The 19040-nt window shown below is 64.5% G+C and carries 18 protein-coding genes; 3 read left to right on the forward strand and 15 right to left on the reverse strand.

Annotated elements, in window-relative coordinates; genetic code table 11:
• Positions 1-15: 15 nt before the first annotated feature.
• Positions 16-654, reverse strand: a complete 639-nt coding sequence (locus A7Q26_RS18135) for a hypothetical protein (protein WP_066862363.1) — start codon at positions 652-654, stop codon at positions 16-18.
• Positions 655-768: 114 nt separating this feature from the next.
• On the opposite strand from A7Q26_RS18135, the gene A7Q26_RS18140 reads away from it, so the two are divergent.
• Complete coding sequence (locus A7Q26_RS18140; RefSeq protein WP_066862366.1) at positions 769-1245, forward strand: hypothetical protein; 477 nt, start codon at positions 769-771, stop codon at positions 1243-1245.
• Here A7Q26_RS18140 and A7Q26_RS18145 read toward each other — a convergent pair.
• Genes A7Q26_RS18145 through A7Q26_RS18160 form a run of 4 tightly spaced genes read right to left on the reverse strand, consistent with a single transcriptional unit; the run spans position 1242 to position 7983 of the window.
• Positions 1242-5009 (reverse strand): conjugal transfer protein TraG N-terminal domain-containing protein, encoded by a 3768-nt coding sequence (locus A7Q26_RS18145; protein WP_066862370.1) that lies wholly within the window; start codon positions 5007-5009, stop codon positions 1242-1244. The genes A7Q26_RS18140 and A7Q26_RS18145 overlap by 4 nt on opposite strands.
• 12 nt (positions 5010-5021) lie before the next feature.
• The gene (locus tag A7Q26_RS18150; protein ID WP_066862373.1) at positions 5022-6446 is read right to left on the reverse strand and encodes a conjugal transfer protein TraH; all 1425 of its coding nucleotides are present in this window, start codon (positions 6444-6446) and stop codon (positions 5022-5024) included.
• 53 nt (positions 6447-6499) lie between these two features.
• Positions 6500-7075 carry a hypothetical protein gene (locus A7Q26_RS18155; protein ID WP_066862914.1) on the reverse strand — a complete coding sequence of 192 codons (576 nt, stop codon included), beginning with the start codon at positions 7073-7075 and terminating at the stop codon, positions 6500-6502.
• Entirely contained in the window at positions 7075-7983 is a 909-nt protein-coding gene (locus A7Q26_RS18160; RefSeq protein ID WP_066862375.1) for a conjugal transfer protein TraF, read from the reverse strand. The genes A7Q26_RS18155 and A7Q26_RS18160 overlap by 1 nt, the downstream gene beginning before the upstream one ends.
• Positions 7984-8037: 54 nt before the next feature.
• Here A7Q26_RS18160 and A7Q26_RS18165 point away from each other — a divergent pair, with 54 nt between their 5' ends.
• The gene (locus A7Q26_RS18165) at positions 8038-8340 is read left to right on the forward strand and encodes a type II toxin-antitoxin system TacA family antitoxin (protein WP_066862379.1); all 303 of its coding nucleotides are present in this window, start codon (positions 8038-8040) and stop codon (positions 8338-8340) included.
• A gap of 21 nt (positions 8341-8361) precedes the next feature.
• Positions 8362-8877, forward strand: coding sequence for a GNAT family N-acetyltransferase (locus A7Q26_RS18170; protein WP_066862382.1), 516 nt, complete (start codon positions 8362-8364; stop codon positions 8875-8877).
• Between the two features lie 101 nt (positions 8878-8978).
• Here A7Q26_RS18170 and A7Q26_RS18175 read toward each other — a convergent pair whose 3' ends face one another.
• The 10 genes from A7Q26_RS18175 to A7Q26_RS18220 all read right to left on the reverse strand — a co-directional run bounded on the left by A7Q26_RS18175 (position 8979) and on the right by A7Q26_RS18220 (position 19028).
• Positions 8979-9584 (reverse strand): S26 family signal peptidase, encoded by a 606-nt coding sequence (locus A7Q26_RS18175; RefSeq protein WP_066862385.1) that lies wholly within the window; start codon positions 9582-9584, stop codon positions 8979-8981.
• Positions 9556-10293, reverse strand: coding sequence for a type-F conjugative transfer system pilin assembly protein TrbC (locus A7Q26_RS18180; protein ID WP_232313859.1), 738 nt, complete (start codon positions 10291-10293; stop codon positions 9556-9558). The genes A7Q26_RS18175 and A7Q26_RS18180 overlap by 29 nt, the downstream gene beginning before the upstream one ends.
• 115 nt (positions 10294-10408) lie before the next feature.
• On the reverse strand, positions 10409-11533 hold the full coding sequence (traN, locus tag A7Q26_RS18185; RefSeq protein ID WP_066862392.1) for a conjugal transfer protein TraN: 1125 nt from the start codon (positions 11531-11533) through the stop codon (positions 10409-10411).
• Entirely contained in the window at positions 11530-13386 is a 1857-nt protein-coding gene (locus tag A7Q26_RS18190) for a hypothetical protein (protein WP_066862395.1), read from the reverse strand. The genes traN and A7Q26_RS18190 overlap by 4 nt, the downstream gene beginning before the upstream one ends.
• A gap of 251 nt (positions 13387-13637) precedes the next feature.
• Complete coding sequence (locus A7Q26_RS18195) at positions 13638-14654, reverse strand: TraU family protein (RefSeq protein WP_066862398.1); 1017 nt, start codon at positions 14652-14654, stop codon at positions 13638-13640.
• Positions 14651-15343 (reverse strand): conjugal transfer protein TraW, encoded by a 693-nt coding sequence (locus A7Q26_RS18200; RefSeq protein ID WP_066862401.1) that lies wholly within the window; start codon positions 15341-15343, stop codon positions 14651-14653. The genes A7Q26_RS18195 and A7Q26_RS18200 overlap by 4 nt, the downstream gene beginning before the upstream one ends.
• Positions 15333-15566 carry a hypothetical protein gene (locus A7Q26_RS18205; RefSeq protein ID WP_066862404.1) on the reverse strand — a complete coding sequence of 78 codons (234 nt, stop codon included), beginning with the start codon at positions 15564-15566 and terminating at the stop codon, positions 15333-15335. The genes A7Q26_RS18200 and A7Q26_RS18205 overlap by 11 nt, the downstream gene beginning before the upstream one ends.
• Positions 15563-15889: a hypothetical protein gene (locus A7Q26_RS18210; protein ID WP_066862408.1), complete on the reverse strand. Its 327-nt coding sequence runs from the start codon at positions 15887-15889 to the stop codon at positions 15563-15565. Before A7Q26_RS18210 ends, A7Q26_RS18205 begins: the two co-directional genes overlap by 4 nt.
• Positions 15890-15894: 5 nt before the next feature.
• On the reverse strand, positions 15895-18393 hold the full coding sequence (locus tag A7Q26_RS18215) for a TraC family protein (protein ID WP_066862411.1): 2499 nt from the start codon (positions 18391-18393) through the stop codon (positions 15895-15897).
• Positions 18390-19028 (reverse strand): TraV family lipoprotein, encoded by a 639-nt coding sequence (locus A7Q26_RS18220; protein ID WP_066862415.1) that lies wholly within the window; start codon positions 19026-19028, stop codon positions 18390-18392. Before A7Q26_RS18220 ends, A7Q26_RS18215 begins: the two co-directional genes overlap by 4 nt.
• Between the last annotated feature and the right edge of the window lie 12 nt (positions 19029-19040).

A 19040-nucleotide genomic window follows, 5' to 3' on the forward strand; every position in this document is an offset into this window, starting at 1 on the left:
GGTTGACACGGACGATCAGGCCGCCCAGCTCGCCGCAAGCCCCGCAAGCTGCTTCAACACCCTGGGCTCAGGCCGTCTGGCCAGCGTTTGTAAGATCGTCTCGGGTTGCGCTCCGAACCCCTCGAGCGGCGTGGTGAGCATCATCAGCTGCTCCCAGGGATTCATGTCATCAAAGGCTTCGAGCACTGCCTTGAGGCCCTGCGGCACCTCGCCGTCGACGAACTGCGCGGCAGGGTAGCGAATCTCCGTTCCGTAGGGGACGCCTAGGATCTGCCGGCGCTGGCGTTGCTTGTCGATCGCGGCTGGCGTGACCCCGAACATCGCTGCGACATCCCCCCGTTCCAGCATGCCTCCCGACCTGGCGGCCATGTCGGCGCGAAACATCGCCGTCTTCTCGCGCGCGCTCCTCATCGCTTCGCGGTCAGCTGTGGACCTCGGGGCAATGTCGCGCCCCGCGACGCTGAGGGCGTGCCGCGGGTCCGCTTCGCTGCCGACAATATCAGCCAGCGTCTCGTCACTCGCGGACGCGACGGCCTTGGCAACGGCCTGGGTCAACACGTCGATCGCTCGTCGGCGCAGCGTGTCACTGGCGGCGATATGTCCGCCTGAGCGTGACCGCGTGCGGCGGGCGTTGATGGGAGTTGTGCTGGCCATAATGTCCTTCCTGTCTCTATAATAGAGTGTTCGACAGGAAAGACAATCTGCGTTCACTGTTTTCTGGTGACGATCAATGCCCGATATGCTAGGGGAAATTGAAAGGATTTCCCGGTGGAAGCGGCCGTCGATGAACATCAGACCGAAAGTGTTGCCGGCGAACCGAAGCTGTCTGCCTGGCTCTGGCGGCCATGGTACGCCAAGCTCTGGTGGACCGCCATTCCCGTCTGGTGGCTGGGGATGGCGGCAGCGATGCGCGTCGATTTCCTTGCGGCCTTTTATCGCGGGGCAATTGCAGGCTATCTGAATGTCCTGTTCTTTCCGATGACAGCGCTCATGGTACTGGGCGTCGGCTATGTGCGAGAGCGCCTGGATGAGTTCGTTGGATCGGGTGATGGAAAACCGCTGACTGACGACGAGGAGGAAGCTTTCCTCGCAAGACGCAGGTTGGAAGAGCACAGTCGCTTTCTGGATAACATCGGGAAGGGAACCGACATGTTCGACCCTCGCTCGGGATCCCTCTGGATTGGAAACCCTTTGAATCCACACAATGCAGGGTACATCAATCCTCACACGGGTAAGCACCGTTAACGCTTCTTGAAGCTGCTATCGCCGTCGCCAAGACTGCCGGCGATATCCGTAGAGAAGCTGCCCTTCGCGAGAACCGAGTTCTGCTCCAGTGACGTTAGCGGTCCGGTGATGTCGAAGGTGGCGCGCCCATTGTCCGCGTCCTGGAGGTAGCGATTGCGCATGCCTTCGCTGCCCAGGATGCGGTCCGACAATTCGCGCGAGAAAGCTGCTTCTGGATTGGCTGAACGGGCAGCGGCCCGCTCGGCGGCAGCGATAGATTCGCGTACGTCAAAGTTCACGATGTCTATTGATGAATGCGCATCCTCGGTGGTGCTGCCCATATCACGGCTTTCAAAGCCGACCTTGGCTCCGAAATGCCCTCCCGTGGTACGGTCCTTCCTCTCGATGGGCCCTTGCGGGGCCTGCCGCCCGCGACCCACAATGTTAGCGCGCCCGCCAGACGTTTCGGTATCGGTGACCCCGACAGAGCGCCCCACATCAATGCCTACGTTGGTTCCCATCGCGGTCTGATCCTGCGCGGAGCGCGACAAGGCCCGCTGCCAGCCGGTCTGGGCCATGATCGCCTGAACATCGCGCTGGAGCGTGTCGGCGACCTGCGGCTTCAGGCGCCATTCGCCCTTGCGGTCCATCTCGAACCCGCCGCGCAGCCAGTTGGCGAGCATGGCCTGGCCTTCGGCGCCACCGCCCATGAAATGCTCGATCGTATCCGGACCCGCCTGTTTGCCGGCTTCGAACCGCGTGCTGGTATCGCTGCGCGCCGACCGGCTGAAATCCGTTCCGCTGGAGACGAGGAGGTCGTTGTGCGCGAAACTGAAGCGCGCATGCCCGCCATTGGCGATCGCGCCGAGCTGGCTTTCGTTGATGAGGCCAGCCTTCCACATGGCAGCCGCCGTATCGGGAGTAAGATTGAGGCTGAGATCGCCATTCTGGTCCATCGCGATTTGCCGCTTCGACAGCTTGATGCCGTTTTCGGCGAGCAGGCCCTGCATCCGCGTCAACCGCTCCTTATCGACGATCGAGGTCAGGCGCTCGTTTCGCGCGCGATCGGCGATGCCGGCCGCACCGCCTTCGGCCATGTCGACCTGATTGCCCGCCGTTCGGCTCAGCGCCTGGATGAAGCTGTTGAGCCGCGCCGCCTCGCGCGTCGAGACGCCGGCGGCGGCTGCGCCCTCCGCAAATCCGAAATTCTCCGACTGCCGCCGCTGCTCGCCGATCCGCGCCGCGCTTCGCGTGCCGTCGGTCCCAACCTCACGCTGCGCGTCGAGCCTGCCCGAACGCTCGGCGAAGTCATAGCCCGCAGCCTCCCGAGTGCGCCCGTAGACGCTTGTCCCCTCGCGACCCGCTTCGGCGCTCGCGCCATCGGCGGTCCCGACCTGCACAGCGGCATTGTAGCGCTCGAGCGCTGCCACGACCTGCGCCTCATTCCTGCCCGTGGCGCGAGAGAGCTGGGTGATGGCGGTGCTGCGGGCTTCGCCCGAAAGCGCGTTGATGAAGCCCACGCGGCGGGACGTTTCGTCGACGGGAAGACCGAGCATCGAGGCCGCCTCGCGCTGCCCTTGATTGGCGCCGCTGCGCCAGCCCTGCTCGGTCGCGACATTGGCGCGCTCGACACCGGCGACGTTATCGCCGGCATAGTCCCGGCGTCCTTCCATCGCACCGACCTGGATCTGCGCCGACGTGAGGTCGTTTCTAAGCATCTGCTCCTGGTCGAAGGTGTTGGCGATCAGCTTGGCGAATGTCGGATCGGCCTGGGCCTCGCCGATCACGCCCGACGCCTTGAGCTGCGCATCGCTTGCCGAGTAGCCGGCCCGCTCGTAATGCCGCGTCGCCGCCTGCATCATCATGCCGTAAGCCCTCTGATCGCCAAAGGCGCGCCATTGCACGAGGTTTTGGCTGAAGGCGGCGAACGCCTTCTCACCGGCTTCACCTTCCCCAAAATAGCCCGTGCCGAGGCTTCGCAGGGCATCCTTCTCAGCGAACTGATGGATCGCCGTGGTGGCGGCATTGGCTTGCACGGCGCGTGCCACTGCCGGATCCGTCACGTCCCGGCCACCCAGAGCCGGGGCGAGGCTTCCCAGCTGGCGGGAACCCTCGATGCCGCCAAGCGCCATTGCCGTCCCACCTGAGGTGCCGGGGCGCTCGCCAAGGATACGGCCTGCCTCGCCGAAGACGCGACTGGCGCCAAAGGTCGAGCGTTCCCCGAAGTCACCGAAGCTTGATGCCGCAGCGGCGCGGGAGCGGGTGCCCAACGCAGAAGCCTGCGCTTCGAGTGCCGAGGCTTGGCCTTCGGCCGTGCCCATCGGCGCGGCAGCAGCCGTGCCCTGGCTCGCCACACCGAGCGAACCCGATGTGAAGGCCGTGAACACATTGCCGCTGAAGCGGAACACCGTAAAAACAAAGGCACCGGCAAGCCCAGCGGCGGCCGTGCGAAAGCTGCCGAAGATCGCCAGTGCCTTCATCGCGGACGAAGGCGCGAGCAGCCAGGCGTTGGCCGCAAGCGCGTTCGAGCGCAGCTCCGCAAGCGTTGCCGTCGCGCGGCCGAGGGTGAGTTGATAGATGCCGGCGTCGATAACGCCCCAGAGGGCGACGAAGACGAACATACCGAGCGCAAAGCTCGCAACCCGCAGGTTGATCGGCGTCAGGATGAACAGGAGCGCGATCGGGATCATGAACAGCATGATGCCGAACACGGTGGCGCGGATCGTCGGCATCCATTCGTTCGCCACCGACATCGTGGCAAGGCCGTTGGAAATCACTGCGCGATTGGCCATGACCCGCGCCGCGCTTGCCGGTGAATCCTCGAACAGCACGTCGCCCACGGTGTTGCCGAGAAGGATGTGGGTGAGGAATGCCTGCGCGCTCAGCGGCCGCCCCAGCATCATCTGGCCCATTTCGCCGAGCTGCTGCCGGCAGCGTGTCATCTGCTGGGCATTGCCGGTGTCGTATCCCGTCCGCGCACAGATCTGTGTGGTGTAGCCGTCAAACAGGACCGGGTCCGAGAGGCGATCCGAGATATGCGTCCACGCGTCCGTGCAACTGACCGTCGTGCCGCCCTTGTCGGCCTTGGTATAGACGGTCGAGAAGGTAGCGGGCCCGGCCATCGCCGCGAAGGAGGCGGGCAAGTCGGTCGAAGTCCGAAAGAGCTGGTCATCATCGACGCCATAGGCGGCCGACACTCGTGCGACGGGATAGCATTGGCGCACATAGTCCTTGATCGTCGCGTCGAGGAAGACATCCGTCATTGGGCCGCGTGGAGAGACGGCGTTGAGGAACAGATCAAAGCTGTGCCCGCCGGCGCCGAACTCGATCTTGGCATTGGGATCGAGGGTGTTGTCGTCGATCGTCTCGACCATCGCGCGCTCGATCATGTTGGTCGCGCCTGCAACGAGGACGAGGAGATTGGGAACGCCGCCGACCGGCTGATTGGCGTTGCGTACCCGGTCGTAGACATGGACGGTGCCGGTTGTAGCGATGAGCCCGACGAACAGGCCGACGCCGACGAGAATCTGAAACCCGAAGGCGACCAGCCCCATGCCGGATCCGCGCACGCTTGCGATGATCGCACCCAGGCCGATCCCGACCGTTGCGACAATCATCACCAGTGTTTCGTAACGCGGATCGCCGAAGATCAGCGAGACCAGGCGGAAGGCGTCCACCGTCTCGGCGAAGCCATCATAGGTGTGGAAGCTCGTATCGACCGCCAGCGCGGGCGAGGCGAGGATGAGGGCGGGGAGGGTGGCAACAAGCCTCGCAAGCCGGCGCATGGTGGTTTGATCCTATTGGTTACGGGCAGCGGCGCCGGCGGCGTCGCGGGCATCACGGTCCCGCTCGCGCAGGAGCCCGGCATAGTTGGCGGAGAGATTGGCCTGATTGAGGGCCGCCATGTAGCTCTGGCGCATCTGCGCACGCTGGCGCAGCACCTCATCCCTGAGATCGCGCAACTGCTCGATACCCTTGGACAAGATTCGCGTCTGGCAGACATTTCTGTTGTTGCCGTCGGTTGAGCCCGCCACCGTGGCCCCGCGCTCGGCATTCGTCACCGCGAAATCGATAGTGCGGGTGAGGTCGTTGAGCATCTGATAGGCGAGGGTGAGCGCGACCAATTCGTCCGTGTCACCGATCACCGAGTCGACGACGCCCTGACGCACGCCCCATTCGAGCATGCGATAGACCGGCAGCGTCCGAACATTGGCGACGAACTGCCGCTCCTCGGCCGACAAGGCTGCACGCGTACGGATCTTGGTGGCGATCGACTGCATGCGCTCGCGGGCCAGGACGAGCGCACCCCGCCCGCTGCCGTCCTGCCCGCAATCGGCACCGCTCGGCGGAAAATTGAGCGTGCGGCGCTGGACGCGGCCGGTCAGGAAATCTTGCGCGCTTTCGGTGTCCTGCGCAGGGCACTGGGGAATGGCCGTGAACAGTGGAACACGATCGCCATCATCCCAGCGCATATAGACGTCACCGACCCGCGCACGCATCACGCTCGCCCAGTCGCCGGCGCCGACCCGCTGCGCGGCATGGGCGAGAAGCGAGCCGGTTCGGAAGATTTCCGTCACTTCCGCCGGGCAGTTCGCGAGCGCGTCCTTCAGGTCCTCGGTGGGATTGTTGTTGTTGGCCTCGATCTTCTCGCGGCTCTGCTGATAGCTCTTGGCAAAGCCCTGCTTGACCGAACGGTACCCGGTCATCTCCTCGATGATGCCCGACATATTGTCGTCGCCCTTGGCGATCTGCACCATGCGATTGGCAAGCCGACAATCATTCACCTGAATCGAGTTCAGGAAATTGGTGGCCGCTTCCATCTTCGAGATGATGTTCCCCATCTTCTCATCCAGCGTCTCGAGCAGATACTGGAACGCCACCGCGGGCGCCGCCTGAAGGATGCTCTCGAGCTTCTGGACCAGATAATCGGGGTCGAGGAACGACATGCCGCCAAGGAACATGTCGATGCCGCCACAGCCCGCGCGAACCTTGGGCAGGCTCACCGACATGAGGTAATCGTTGTGGACGTCGACGCGGCCCGACATGCCACCCGCTGTTACATAGCCACGGGTCTGGTCCTCAAAACTGCCCGGCGACGTATATGTGACATTGTCGAACCAGCTCTCCGCCCAGCTCTGAGCACGGGCGGGCGCCGTGGAAACGACCACGGTGAGGGCGAGGGTGATCAGCGAATGGACGGCGGTACGATGCCAAGGGGACATGGTAGGCTCCCGACGATAGGAGATGAAGAAGGAAAGTCCGAGGCCGCCATCGCTCAGCGCTTTCCCGGACGGGTCGCCGGCAGCCCCACGATGCCGGTGAACTTGGACATGGCCCTGACGCCGACCGCGGGCCTCACGCCCGCCAGCATCTTAGCGGCCAGATAGAGATTGCGGGCCAGATTGGACTTGTGGTCGGTGCCGATCGCCACCGGCACCACGCGGTTTTCGTCGCCGACCGGCCTCACCCATGCCACCGGATGTCCCACCCACGGAAGACCGAGGCGTCCCGACCGGATCATTGCCTCCTGGGCGCCAATCGTGCGAACCTGCCAGCCATAGCGCGTCCCTAGTGCCGACAACTTGGTCCAGAGGTCGCCGCAGGGGACACAGTCGGGCGTCGTCGTCATTTCGATAATGGACGCCGCACCATGCCCTCTCAAAGTCGTGGTGAAATCGTCGGGGAATTCCCGAGTGACGGGAACCCGCGAGAGCCAGGCCAGCATCGTTTTGGCATCGGCGACCGGGTGGATCGCGGCCCGCATCGCGTCCTCCTGGGCCACCGTCTGCGCGGAGGCCGAACCCATGCCGATGACCAGACCCGGGATGCCGAGGAGGATGAATGCGCGCATCATGGCTTCGCTCCCGTGGAGGCGTCGACCAGATCGCCGCCGAGTGCGCGGGGATCGGTGGCGGAGACCGGGCCGTTGCCGAGCGCATCGAAGAAGCCGGCATCCTCACCCGGCCCCGTCATGAACTGCTCGGGCCGGATATCGCCGCGCAGCAAACGCACCGCCTGATAGGCCATCTGAGCAAGGTTCGGATAAGCCTCGACGCCGGATGCGATGATCATCCGCTGCTGGCTGCCTCGGCGGATGACCATTGTCGTTGGAGTGATCTCGACCCCGAACCTCCTCCCGAGGTCAGGGCGTTTGTCGAGATCAAGGAGCGTGACCTGCCAACCCATCTCTTCCTGGAAGCGCTGGATGATCGGCCACTGGACCCGGCAATAGCCGCAGGTCGAACGCGAAAACATGACGAGCCCGAACTCGCCGGCCCGGGCGCGGAGATAGGAGCGGCGGATGTCATCCTTCTCAGCGCTCAACTCAGAGCGGGCATCACCGACCATCGGGTTCGCGGACTTGGAGTTAAGTTCCGGATGTTGCAGCATCGCGATCTGGGTGACGCCCGCGAACGCACGCGCCTTGCGCCGCGCAAAATCCTGAAGCCGCCAGAAATCGGCAACCGCATCGACCGTCAGTACCGTCGCGGCATAGTCGCGCTGCTCCTCGATGAGCTTGCGGATTTTCGGTGGCGACAGGCGCGCAAGCTCCGCCATCGGCGGGATGACGGGCTTTACGAGCGTGTCAGTCTCGGGTTTATCCTCGGCCTTCGGTTTGGGCGCTTCATACCACCAATAGCCTTGCCTGGACGGGACGGCACCCGGAACCGACCCTTGTGCACTGACCGGTGGAGGAAGCGCGAAGAGCGCCGCCAGGGCGAGGCCGACGATGAGAGACCGAAGACATTTGGAGCTCATTTGTATTGACATTGTCGTGGCAAATCGCCAGATAGCGTCGAGGAGTTTAGCGACATGGCACAGCACGCCCGTACCGACCGAAGCGCCCCGGCGCGCAAGGATGACGTCATCCAGATCAGGGCTGCGGCCGAGCTCAAGGCGATGCTCAGCCGCGCGGCTTCCTTGCGTGGGCAGAAACTGTCCGAGTTCATGCTCTCGAGCGCGCGGCGGGAAGCCGAGGCGGCGATCCTCGATCAGCGCACCTTCTTCCTGGATGCCGAGAGCCACGAGCAATTCCTGGCTATGCTCGATGCGCCGCCGGCGCCGTCGGCTGCACTCGAAAAGCTGATGAAGCGCGAACCACTCTGGAATCGCTGATCGGACGCACCGCCGGTTTCCATGTCCACGCGCCGCGTCACGCCGCCCGAACGCCTGAACGCCGATCACGAGGTCGCCGCGTTCAAGAATGGGCGTCATGCCTCGCTTGACGACTGGCTCGCCGAGCGCGCCGTTGCCAGTGAAGGCGCTTCGGCGCGTACCTATGTGGTCTGCAATGCGGTGCGGCCCCGTCAGGTTGTAGGCTATTATACGATCACCACCGCCATGGAAGAGCGGGCCGCGCTCCCGACGGCCAAGCTGCGCAAGGGCATGCCGGACAAGGTGCCTCTGCTCCTCATCGCAAGGCTGGCCGTCGCTTCCAGCTTCCAGGGGCTGGGCCTTGGCGCCGATCTGCTTGCCGACGCGCTGCGCCGCTGTGCGGCGGCTTCGGAGATCGCCGGCGTTCGCGCCGTCATCGTCCATGCGATCGACGATGATGCCGTCCGCTTCTATACGCGGCACGGCTTCATCGCCTCGCCGCTGGGAGAGCGCGTCCTCCTCATGCCCATCGAAGCTGTTCGGGCGCTGCAAGGCTAACCACAGTCTCCATCGCGTGCAGGGTAGCTGAGCCTTCCGGGGACCGGAGACAAGGCTGCGCTCCTGGCGATGCCGGGCGCGCCTTTCCTGATCGCGCGCGCTCACAGTATGCGCTCCATTCGGGTCAGTCGCGCGATCGGCAGCAATCCGAAATAGCGACTGTCGAAACCATGCGGATGCGTCGAGCCGACATAGACCAGCCCGGCGGGAATGATGCCGCTCCACCGCATATGGTCGAGCTTCAACCCGTTATGGGCTTGTGGAAGGCTGACTCCCAGAAGCTTTCCATTGCAAAAGTAGTGACCCTCCCTGCTATGCGGGGTCAGCGGCGACGGGGTCTCGAACATCGCCAGGCGGTCGCCCGCCATGCAGAGCGCGTGCTTGGTGACGGACACCGGGTTTGGCCCGGCGATCGGATGATGAAGCGTGAACATGACATAGTCGCCGCGGGCAATCGGTCCCGGGCTTTTGCGCACCGCGAAAGCCTCGATCGAGGGGGTCATGACCAAAGTGACCTGCGGGACGAGAAGCGCCGCCATCAAGGCGATCGGCAGAACAACCAGCATGGCGCGCCAGAGCCGGTCAGGCCGCGCCGACTGATCCAGGCCGGGGGCGCCGAGCGCTACCGCAGCCTTGCGGGGAAGACGGCGTAAGCGCGGCCAGAGCCCCGCGATCCACCTAGCGAGCAACCAGAAGAGCCTGAGCATGGCTTACCTCCTCTTTCCCGCCCAGGCGGGCATATTCTTCGAACATTCCGGAAAGCGCGCTGTCACCGAAGACGACATGGGCCGCGCGCGGGCTGTCCTCGTCGCGCTCGCAATAGGCCTGGGTGGGATCGCCCGGGATCATGGCGAGTGCCGGGACCTGAGCGATGCCATGCTGGCGGAAAACGATCGGGTCGATGATGAGTTGGACGTTGCGCATGACGCAGTTCGGGCCTTCGCAGCCGGGATCGATGCGCAGGATCTGCGCGGTCAGCTTGGCCATCGGACCCATTTTCTTGAGGCCCCCAGGCACGCCGCGAAACGCCATCACGCCGCGGACTTTTTCGAGCTGCACCGCATAATTGCGGAGCGTGGAGATCGGCACGGATGAGGACACAAAGAGGACCGGTACCCACCCCTTGCCGGCGGCGGAGGGGTTCGCCTTGGCGAGCGCCTGCTCTTCGGCGGGCTCGAGCCCCAGCGCCTGGCGGAGCGCCTTGGCCTGTCGCTCACGCTCGGCGGCGAGGCTTTCCTCGCCCCGGGCCTGTGCATCGCGCGCGCGTGCTTCCATATTCGGCTGGGCAAGCCGTTTGTGCAGGCCGTCAAACGCGCGTCGCCGGTCGGCGGGGTTGTTGGTGGCCGGAAGTCTGGGATCGGGCAGCTGTGCCGCATCGCCCTTGCCGCGTGCGATCGCGCCTTCGAGGCGGTCCATGCTTGCCTTGCCTTGATCGGTGGCAGACTGCCGCGCGCCGCCGCGGCGCGCGTTACCTGCGCTGTCCTGCGCGAGCGCTGCGGTCGCCGCGCCCAACAGCGCGAAAAGGGCGGCGCTATGGATTGACTGCTTTGAGATACGCATCGATGCGCTCCCCCATGTCGATTTGAATGTCGGATTGAGCGCGGGCTTCGATGTCCGCATAATATTCGGAGAGATCCATTTTGCTGAAATCGAGCGCCTGAAACTCTTCAGGCGTGAACCCGCGGCACATCGGCTTCTTGGCCGTGCCCCAGAGGTTGCCGTTGAAGGCCTTGAGCTGGGGACGGCCCTGCTCCTGGATGATGCGGCCAAGCTTGGTGTTGAAGCAGCAATGGCCACGGGCCTTCTGCAGGCAGATCCCAAGGAAGCTCGAGGTGCAGTAGCTGCCGATCTCGTGGCACATGCCCGACGAGCGCAGCATCGCCGTCTCCATGTCCTGCTGGTCGCAACCCGCGAACAGGAACTCCATCATGAAGTTGATCGCGAGACTGACTGCGATCGAGGTGGGGTCGAGGCCGACGATCAGAGCATTGGCGCCCGAACTTGCCGCCTGGCTTGCCGTCGCGCCTGCCTTGAACGCCGTGTAGGCCGCCTTCATGCCCGTGAACACGCCCTTGGCGACCGCGATCTTGGTGCCGATCGACGAGATGGACGAACCCATCCCGTCCTTGACGATCTTGCCCTTGTCCTTGCAGCAGTTCGCGAAGGTGGTCGAAAGCCCGGCGGGCCGGCACCGCACCCCGCGGCCTGAGAATATCTCGATCGTTCCCAGGCAATTCCCATCGGCATCGATACCGCCATCCGGCTCGGTGCCTGGATCGTCCATCGGTGGCTCATCCACGACGGGATTGGTCGCGAGATCGACGCATTGATTGGGCGAGCAAGCCGGCGGGCCGCCCTCGGTCTTCACAAGGCAGGCATATTGCGGGCCGACCGGGCAGCTATATTGGCCCATGGCATCGGCAACGCAGTCGACCTCCTGGATCGGGCAGAGCCAAGCCCCGCTGGTGGTGGAACGGCAGTTCGCCTGCTCGCCTTCATCGGCCGCATCGCCGTTGTTGTTGAGATCGGCCGCGCAGATCTGCTGCGCCCTGGCGGCGCTCGGGCAGGCGAGCACGAACCCCATGCCGAGCACCAGTGCGAGCGCGGCACCGCGCGGGTCCAGATACCAGTATCTCGTTGTCGGGAGGCCCATCATTGCACGCTCCCCGTGCAGACCATGTCGGCGCCGGCGAGACGCACGGTCTGCATCATCACCACCGCTTCGGGAAAATCGTCGAGGCATCCGCAGGCCGAGATGACTTCCTCACCCGGGCCAGCCGGGCATTGATTGTTCGAAGTGCAGGCGTGGAAGAAAGTGTCGTAGCCGGTCGCCACATTCTGTTTCGCGCCCACGACGCCGTCGGGCGCGGCCTCGCTGTTGGCCTTGGGCGCGCGGGTCTTGCAGACGGGCTCACAAGCCGGCACCGAACCCCGATCGGGCAGGCTGAAGGCGCGCGTCGATGTCGCATAGCTGCCATCGCTCTGGAGCGTGCGGTCGGCCAGCATCGTTTCGGTCGAATGGTCGATGATATAGGCGCCGCGGCTCGTGTCGGGCTTCGCGATGTCATCGATCGCACACCGGTAGGTGCGGTCCTTCAGGAAGTAGTCGCGTGTGAGCTGTGTCGGGCAGCTCGGCCCGCCCAATATCCGGGTCTGGGGGAGGGCGCGCAGCCCGGTCGCGACCCCGCCCACCCACGTCTGGACACCATCGACCAGTTCGCTGTCGAGCTTGCATTGCGGATCGGCGGCGTGTCCCCCGCAACTATCGACGACTTGCTCCAGAGTCTTGCAGCTGTTGTCGATGTCGACATGGACCCGCGCGAAGCCTTCTCCGCCCTCAGCGACCGCGACGCGCAGCCAGATTTCATGATCGCCGGCGGTGAGATAGGGCCGCAGATCGAGGTTCGGATAGGTGTGAAAGGTCTTCTTGAGTTCGCATTTGCTCGGCGGAAGTCCGGACGTGGTCCAAGCGGACGGCCCCGAGCCGATCAGCTGTCCATCGATCCGCACCTGAGCCCAATCATCGGCAAAGAACTCGGCAAGCCGCGCGTCGACGATGCGGTCGGGGTCGGTCACATGCAGAGTCATGCGGAAGTCGACGAGCGTGCAGCTTCCGCCGGCCAGGCTGTTGTCTGCCGGCGAGCCCATCAGGAAGTCGAAGGACGTCCCATTCTGAATCGTCGAATAGCCGCCCGCAGTGCGGCTGACGATATCCTCTGCGCCGGGTTTCAACACCGTCACCCGCCGCTCGATCGAGCAATGCCTGAATGCAAGCGCTGTGCCCGCGCCGGTCGCCGACCCCTTGAGCGCCTGGAACACGGAATTACTTGTTGATGCGGCGTAGGCATCCGACGCGATCGTCGCGGGCTTGGCGCGATAGGCGGTCTGGGGAAGGTTAGGATTGGCGGAGCAGGCGGTGGATTGCGCACCGACATAGCGGATCGATGGACCGTCGATCACGGCTTCGGCGATTCCATAACGCGGGTCGGCCGTGGTAAGCGCGCCGACAATCCCTCCCCCAAGATCGCGTAGCACCGACGCCATGTTGCCCCATGCGAGGTTGGTGCCGCAGCTATTGTTGAGGCAGTAGCAGCCCGCGAGCCTGGGCATGTCGACAGATGTCAGCTTGAGCTTCTTTGCAGCATCGACATCCCAGCGGAAGAAGCTGCAATCGTTCCAGGTGCCCGGCTGGCAGGAGACGACGCCATTCGCGCAAATGCCCGATACCGGCACGGGCAGGTTGGACGTGCTGTCGACCGTTCCGTCGAGATCGGTGTCACGCGCGATCGTGACCTTGCCGAGATCGCCGCCGGACGCTGGTTGCACCAGCACTTCGAGCATCGTTGCGGTTTTCTGGCACGCGATATTCGGTGCGAACGTACGATTATTATCGACGGTCGAAATCTGCTGCCCGGCGAGGCCTGGCGTCACATAGTTCTGCCGGAGCGCGTCGCTGTCGCTGGTCTTGGCGCGCGATGCTTCGGCGGCGGCGCGGGCCCGATCTTCCATTGTCTGCGCCCAAGCGGGTGAGAGGAGCGGAATGGCCAGCGCGGTCGCAATGACGGAGCAGGCGGAGAGGATACGCCGGTCCCGTCGGGAGAGCATTGCGGCCGCGCTGGCCGGGGGTGGAGCGACGCCGCCAGGGGGGCTTGGCGACGCCGCTCCGGTCCCGCGCGGAAGCCATCGGCCGTAGGGGCCTTGGCGAACAGACCTCCGGAATGGACGGCTGTCTCGCACGGGAACCAGGGGAAGCGATCCGCTCATGGCACCGGTATCCCGGCGCAGCAGATCACCTTTTCGAAGAGCAGGAACTGGGCGTTGTCCTTGCCCGGCGCATGCTTGGCCGAAGACCACAACGCGCCCGGACTGCCGATGTTGACGCACTTGCCGCCCTTCACCGGCTCCATGATCTGGAGCTTGTACCGGGACTTGGTCCAGACGGGCTGGGGCACGAAAGAGCAGCCGTCCTCGGAACTGATCGTGAGAGCGCCGAGGCGCCCCATCATGAAGACACCGCGCGCTGCGAGCCCGGCCCAGGCCTCGACGCTGTCGTCAAAATGGATGTCGCCGGCGATCGGATAGGTCGCGCCCCAGGACCCCATGCACCAGAACAGGGGATCGATCACCTTGCCCGCAGCTGCCGCCGCGCTATCGCCCATGCAGGCGAGACCGGCGGCGGGATTCCCGAAAAGAATGCCCTCGGGCTGGATAATTGCGCCGAGTGTCCCCGACTGCCAGGTCGGCAGCACCTCGGTGATCATGGCAACGTCGAAGCCGTCATTCTCGAGGCACGGCAGGTCGGTGAACATGTCGAGCATCGCCCACACCGGGGAGATGTAATAGTGCATCTGCGCGAACATCTTGCGGGTGTTGGTGCCGTCCGAGATCGACGACTGGCTGCCTTGCAGCTTGCCGCCGGTCGGAAGCAGATCGGCGCCGAGCGCCATCATGCATCCGGGTTCAGTGACGACATCGATCATCCGGTTCGGTGACCAGTAGGAGACCTTGACGCCGAACCAGAACTGGATCCCCTTTCGACAGGCACACAGAGGCTTGGATGACGATTGCGCGTCGAGGGCCTTGTCGAGCTTGTCGACACTCCCCACGCGGATGCCGCCCACCGTTATAGGAAAGATACAGGTCCAGCGCACCTTAGTGATGGGGTTGAAGACAGTGCCCGCCTCGCATTTCGAGGCTTGGGCCTTGCTCGGCCAAGCGAGCGTCATCAGGAGCCCGAGGACGAGTCCGGTGGCGAAGAGGGGAAGACGCCCGATCATTGCGCCGCCCCGTTTGCGGGCGTCGTGGCAGTCCGGCTTTTCGGACCAAATTCGGTGAGGATGAGGCGCGTGCCGGACTGCTCGACGATGACCGGCGCGACGGTGAGTCCCAGACGCTGCTTGACCCGCTCCTCCAGAATGTAGATTGCCCGGCCGGTCTTTTCGCTCAGGTCGATCGCGTCCCCGTTCTGCGCTCCAAGCGCTGACAGCAGGATGAAGTCGCTCGGTCGGGCATTTCGAAGCGCCCAGCCAAGGTCGCGCGGATGCACGACGACAAGGCGTTGCGGCAGCCTCACATAGGTCAGCGGGTTGAAGGTGAAGCCCTTGGGATAGAGCGTCTTGCCGCCCGGGAGCGTGACGTCGAAGTCGAGCGTGTAGAAAGGGACGACGCCGCGCACGCGATCGGCGCCGGCGACACCGAGCGGCGCGGCCTTGAGCGCGCTCCATTTGTCCCGCGGACCGAACGCTTTGCTCATGTCGCTGGGAAGAGTCGCGACTTTGGCCTCGATCTCGGCAAGGGCATCAGGTTCTGCGATCGGCCAGGTCCGTCCAATCGTGCTGCGCGTTTTGGCGTTGCTGCCTATCGGCGCCGTAGCGGCGAATGCCGCAGCGACGGCCAGCGCATTGCCCGTCAGGAGCACAAGGAGGATCGTATCGCGCCGAACACGGCGGAGCAGATCAGCGGCCATGGCGCTGCCTCCAATGTCCTTCGGCCGGCTCGGGAATGCCGATAAGGGCGGCGACGAAGACGGAGATGGCGAGCGGCGTCAGAGTCCAGATCACGGTGCCCGCGTCGTCGCCGAGCGCTGGCGACATGAGCAGGAGCGTGCTTTGGACCAGCATCAGCAGAAAGCCGCTGACCGTCAGCCGGATCGCCGATTGCGAGGGAGCGGAAGAGGTGAGGCCGTTCATTGGCCTCTCCTGCCGCGCAGGCGACTCATGATCTTCGCCGTGCCCGCCGAGAGGCTGAGCAGCAGGATTCCGGTGGCGAGGCAGGACGCCGCGATGATCAGCGATGCGCGCAGCACCATCATGGTCGGTTGCTTGAGGAACATCCCGGCGACGAGCACGAGCAGACCCATCATCACCGTCTCGATCATCACGAGCCGGAAGCGCCACTGGAAGGATTCCGCTTCGAACCGCTCTGCAAGACGCTGTTCGACGATCACTTCGATGGCTTCGTTATCGGACCAGTTGAGCGGCAGCTGATCGGGGTGCGCTGTCGGGCGTGCCATGACCGTCATGCTCCCGTGACGCCGGGCGCGGCAGACGCGCCCAGGATCTGCGAAGGCTCGATGCCGGCAAGTCGACAGATGGCTTCGAGCGGCGATAGCCCCTGGCGTATCAAGGCCTCGAAGGCCGCGACCTCATCCGGCGCGGATGTATTGATCCAGTAGGAGAAGGGATCGACCACGAGCCTGGCGATGCCGAGGCCGAGCGGCGAGTCGATGAACACTTCGCTGTAGTTCGGTTTCGAATTGCGAACCGATTTCAGGAGGTCGAGAACGAACCCCGAATAATCGAGTATCTTGTTCTCGACCGCCCGGTCGTAGGTCGAGCCCTGCAGCAGGAAGCGCGTCGCCGCATTTTCGAGGATCACCTGGCCCGTGCCGCCGAATAGCGTGAGGTCGTTCATCGACTGCAGCACGATGCCGAACGAGCCGCGATACTTGCGCGCGCGCCGGTAGCCCTGGCCGAAGGCCTCGGCGAGGCGCGACAGGTCCTGCCCATCGGTCCGGGTCATGAACTGCGCGGCTTCATCGCACAGCACGAAGCGCGGACGGTCGCGCGCCGACAGGTACAGCTCCTGGGTGACCGCGTTCACCACCACCATGACGATGACGTTGAACAGGTCGGGCATCGACTTCAGCCGCTCGAGTTCGAGTACGACGAACTCATCGTTGCGGATGTCGAGCGTGGAGGGGCCGTTGAAATAATGGCCATAGGCACCGTTCGAACCGAAATCGCGCAGGTTGAAGGCGAGCTCGCGCGCGGTCGGCACGAGATGCTCGACGCTGTCCAGCGCGGTCTCGACGAGGGAGGGATAGGTACCAAGCCATTCGCGAACGGAATCGATGCCATGATCGGCCCGGCCGGTGTCGATCGTCCACTGCACCGCCGACTTGAGCAGGTTCCACTCCGATGTGGTCACACCCTTGCGCGTCGACGCGTTCGCCATCTCGGCGACGATCGCGACCGCCATCGTGATGGCCGACTGCTTGTCGTCGCCATCGAGCGCAAGGCCCATGTCGAACGGGTTGAGGACCAGATGTTCCTCGCCGATGTCGATATAGCGGCCCGAGCAGAGCGTGCAGAGTTTCCGGTAGCTCCCGCCGATATCGATGATCCGGATCAGTGCCCCATTGGCGTAATATTGCTGGCAGAGATTGTTGAGCAGGAAGCTCTTGCCAGCACCGCTCTCGGCCGAGACGATGAAATTGTAGTTGTTGATCCTGGGGTCGAAGAGATCGAGGGTGACGAGTTGGCCCTTGCGCCCGGTGTAAAGCAGCGCCGGACGACCGCCGCCGCGGAAGTCGGTCTGGATCGGCGCCATCAGCACGGCCGCCTTCACCGGCATGCGGAAGTCGCGCTCGAGCAGACGCAGTGTTGTTCGGTCGGGGTAGAGACCGAACGGCAAGCTCATCACCAGCAACGTTGGATTGAGATAGCTCTCCTCCTGCATCGAGAAGGGCAGGGGCTCGCCCTGCCACAGCCGCTTGGCCCTTGCGGCCAGATCGCGGGCATGGGCGCGGTCGCGGCCGAACACCCAGACCGTGGGGATGACGCGGACAAACTTGCTGTTGCCCGCCTCGTCCAGGATCCAGCCGATCTCCTCGATCTGCTTGCCGACCTCGACGGCGAACGAGCCCGCGGCCTTCTGCGCCGAGAGTATCTGCGCGCGCTTGTGGATCTCGAACTGCGAATGATCGAACAGGATGTTGAGCGTGTAGAGGAACGGCCCGCCGATCTGGTCACTATCCTCCGCGGCGCCACGCATCCCGCCCATGAGGCGATTGGCGCGTTCGGCGGTGATGCGCCGCGCCGGCGCCTTGGGCGTCAGGCAGCGCGCGACCTGGTTGCCGAGGAACACCTCCGCGCCCTCGAACACGAGATCCGGGCCCGCATCGATGATCTGCTTGGCGATCGGCGGCGCCCCCGTCGTCGTACCATCGGCGAAGACGCCTGGGGCTGGATCGGCGACGCCGTTGAAAACGCGCCGGTAGAAGGCGACCATCTCCTCAGGCGGCAGTCTGCGGATGCCGAGCTTCGACAATTGCTCCTCGACCTGCCGACGCAAATCCTCGCCGAGCGGCCGCCGCGTCTTGATCGACAGCAACGTGCGAAAATTGCGGACCGGGATACCGTGCAGCGCCTTTAGGCCATGACGCCCCTCACTGAGATAGGCGTGGGTGTAGCGGGCCGACGCCTGAATGAGCGGATCGTCGCGGGTCTTCAAATCGAGAAACGCGTCGAGTGCATCGTCGATCAGCGGGTCTGCGAAGGTGTGCAATTGCAGGACCGTCCCGTCGGGGAAGTGGATGTTGAGCAGCCCCTGCAAGGCGCCCTGCACATGAGCGAACATATAGGCGGTGGGGACCAGCTCCCAGGCGTGACCCCAGGTGTCGTCGATGCAGAGGAAAGCCTCGGTCTCCTCGTCCCACGCAACGAGTGGGAGATAGTCCGAGAAGCTGTCGCGCCGCACGGCATTGCGCAGGCGCCCATAGGTGAGGGCGCTCATGGCTGCTGCTCTGGTGCCGGCGGCACGATGGCCGGCGCGGGCGGTGCGACAGCCGCCGGGGCGGGATCGCCATCGGGCGCAGCGGTATCGCGGATCTGCCCAAGAATGGGAGCCTGAGACGCGCGATCAGGTGTGGCAACAAACGCGCCGCCCACGACCCACACAGGCTTGTCTACCACCGAATAGACGTAGCGTGGCATGTACAGCCGGTCCGGACGCTGCCGATCGGCATAGGGCAGGATCAACGTGCGGACGGTCTGTGCCGGCTTGAGCATCGGCGTGACCGGTGCATCGATCAGACCTTTCAGCTCCCGATAGACGCTGTCTCGATAGCTGCCATAAACGTTATCCGCGCTCCCGCCCCGAGATCGGGAACCCGCTCGGCCGACGACCTGTCCGCGCAGCATGGCCCGGTCGTTCGTCACTTTGGGGTCCGACTTTGATGCGACGCCGGCGACCGCGTCCGCATAGGCCCGATCGGGGTGGATGCATTGGCCGTGATCGCTGTTCTTGCAGTCGAACTTCTCGGAATAAGGCGACATCATCGAACCGACCGTCGCACATCCGCTCAAGCCCACGAGCAGGCCGAGCGAGAGCAGCAGGCGATGGAGAGACTGATTGGCCAGCGCGGGCATGGCGGAACCTCC

This window comes from Sphingobium sp. TCM1 (assembly GCF_001650725.1).
In the GTDB taxonomy this organism is placed as follows: Bacteria; Pseudomonadota; Alphaproteobacteria; order Sphingomonadales; family Sphingomonadaceae; genus Sphingobium.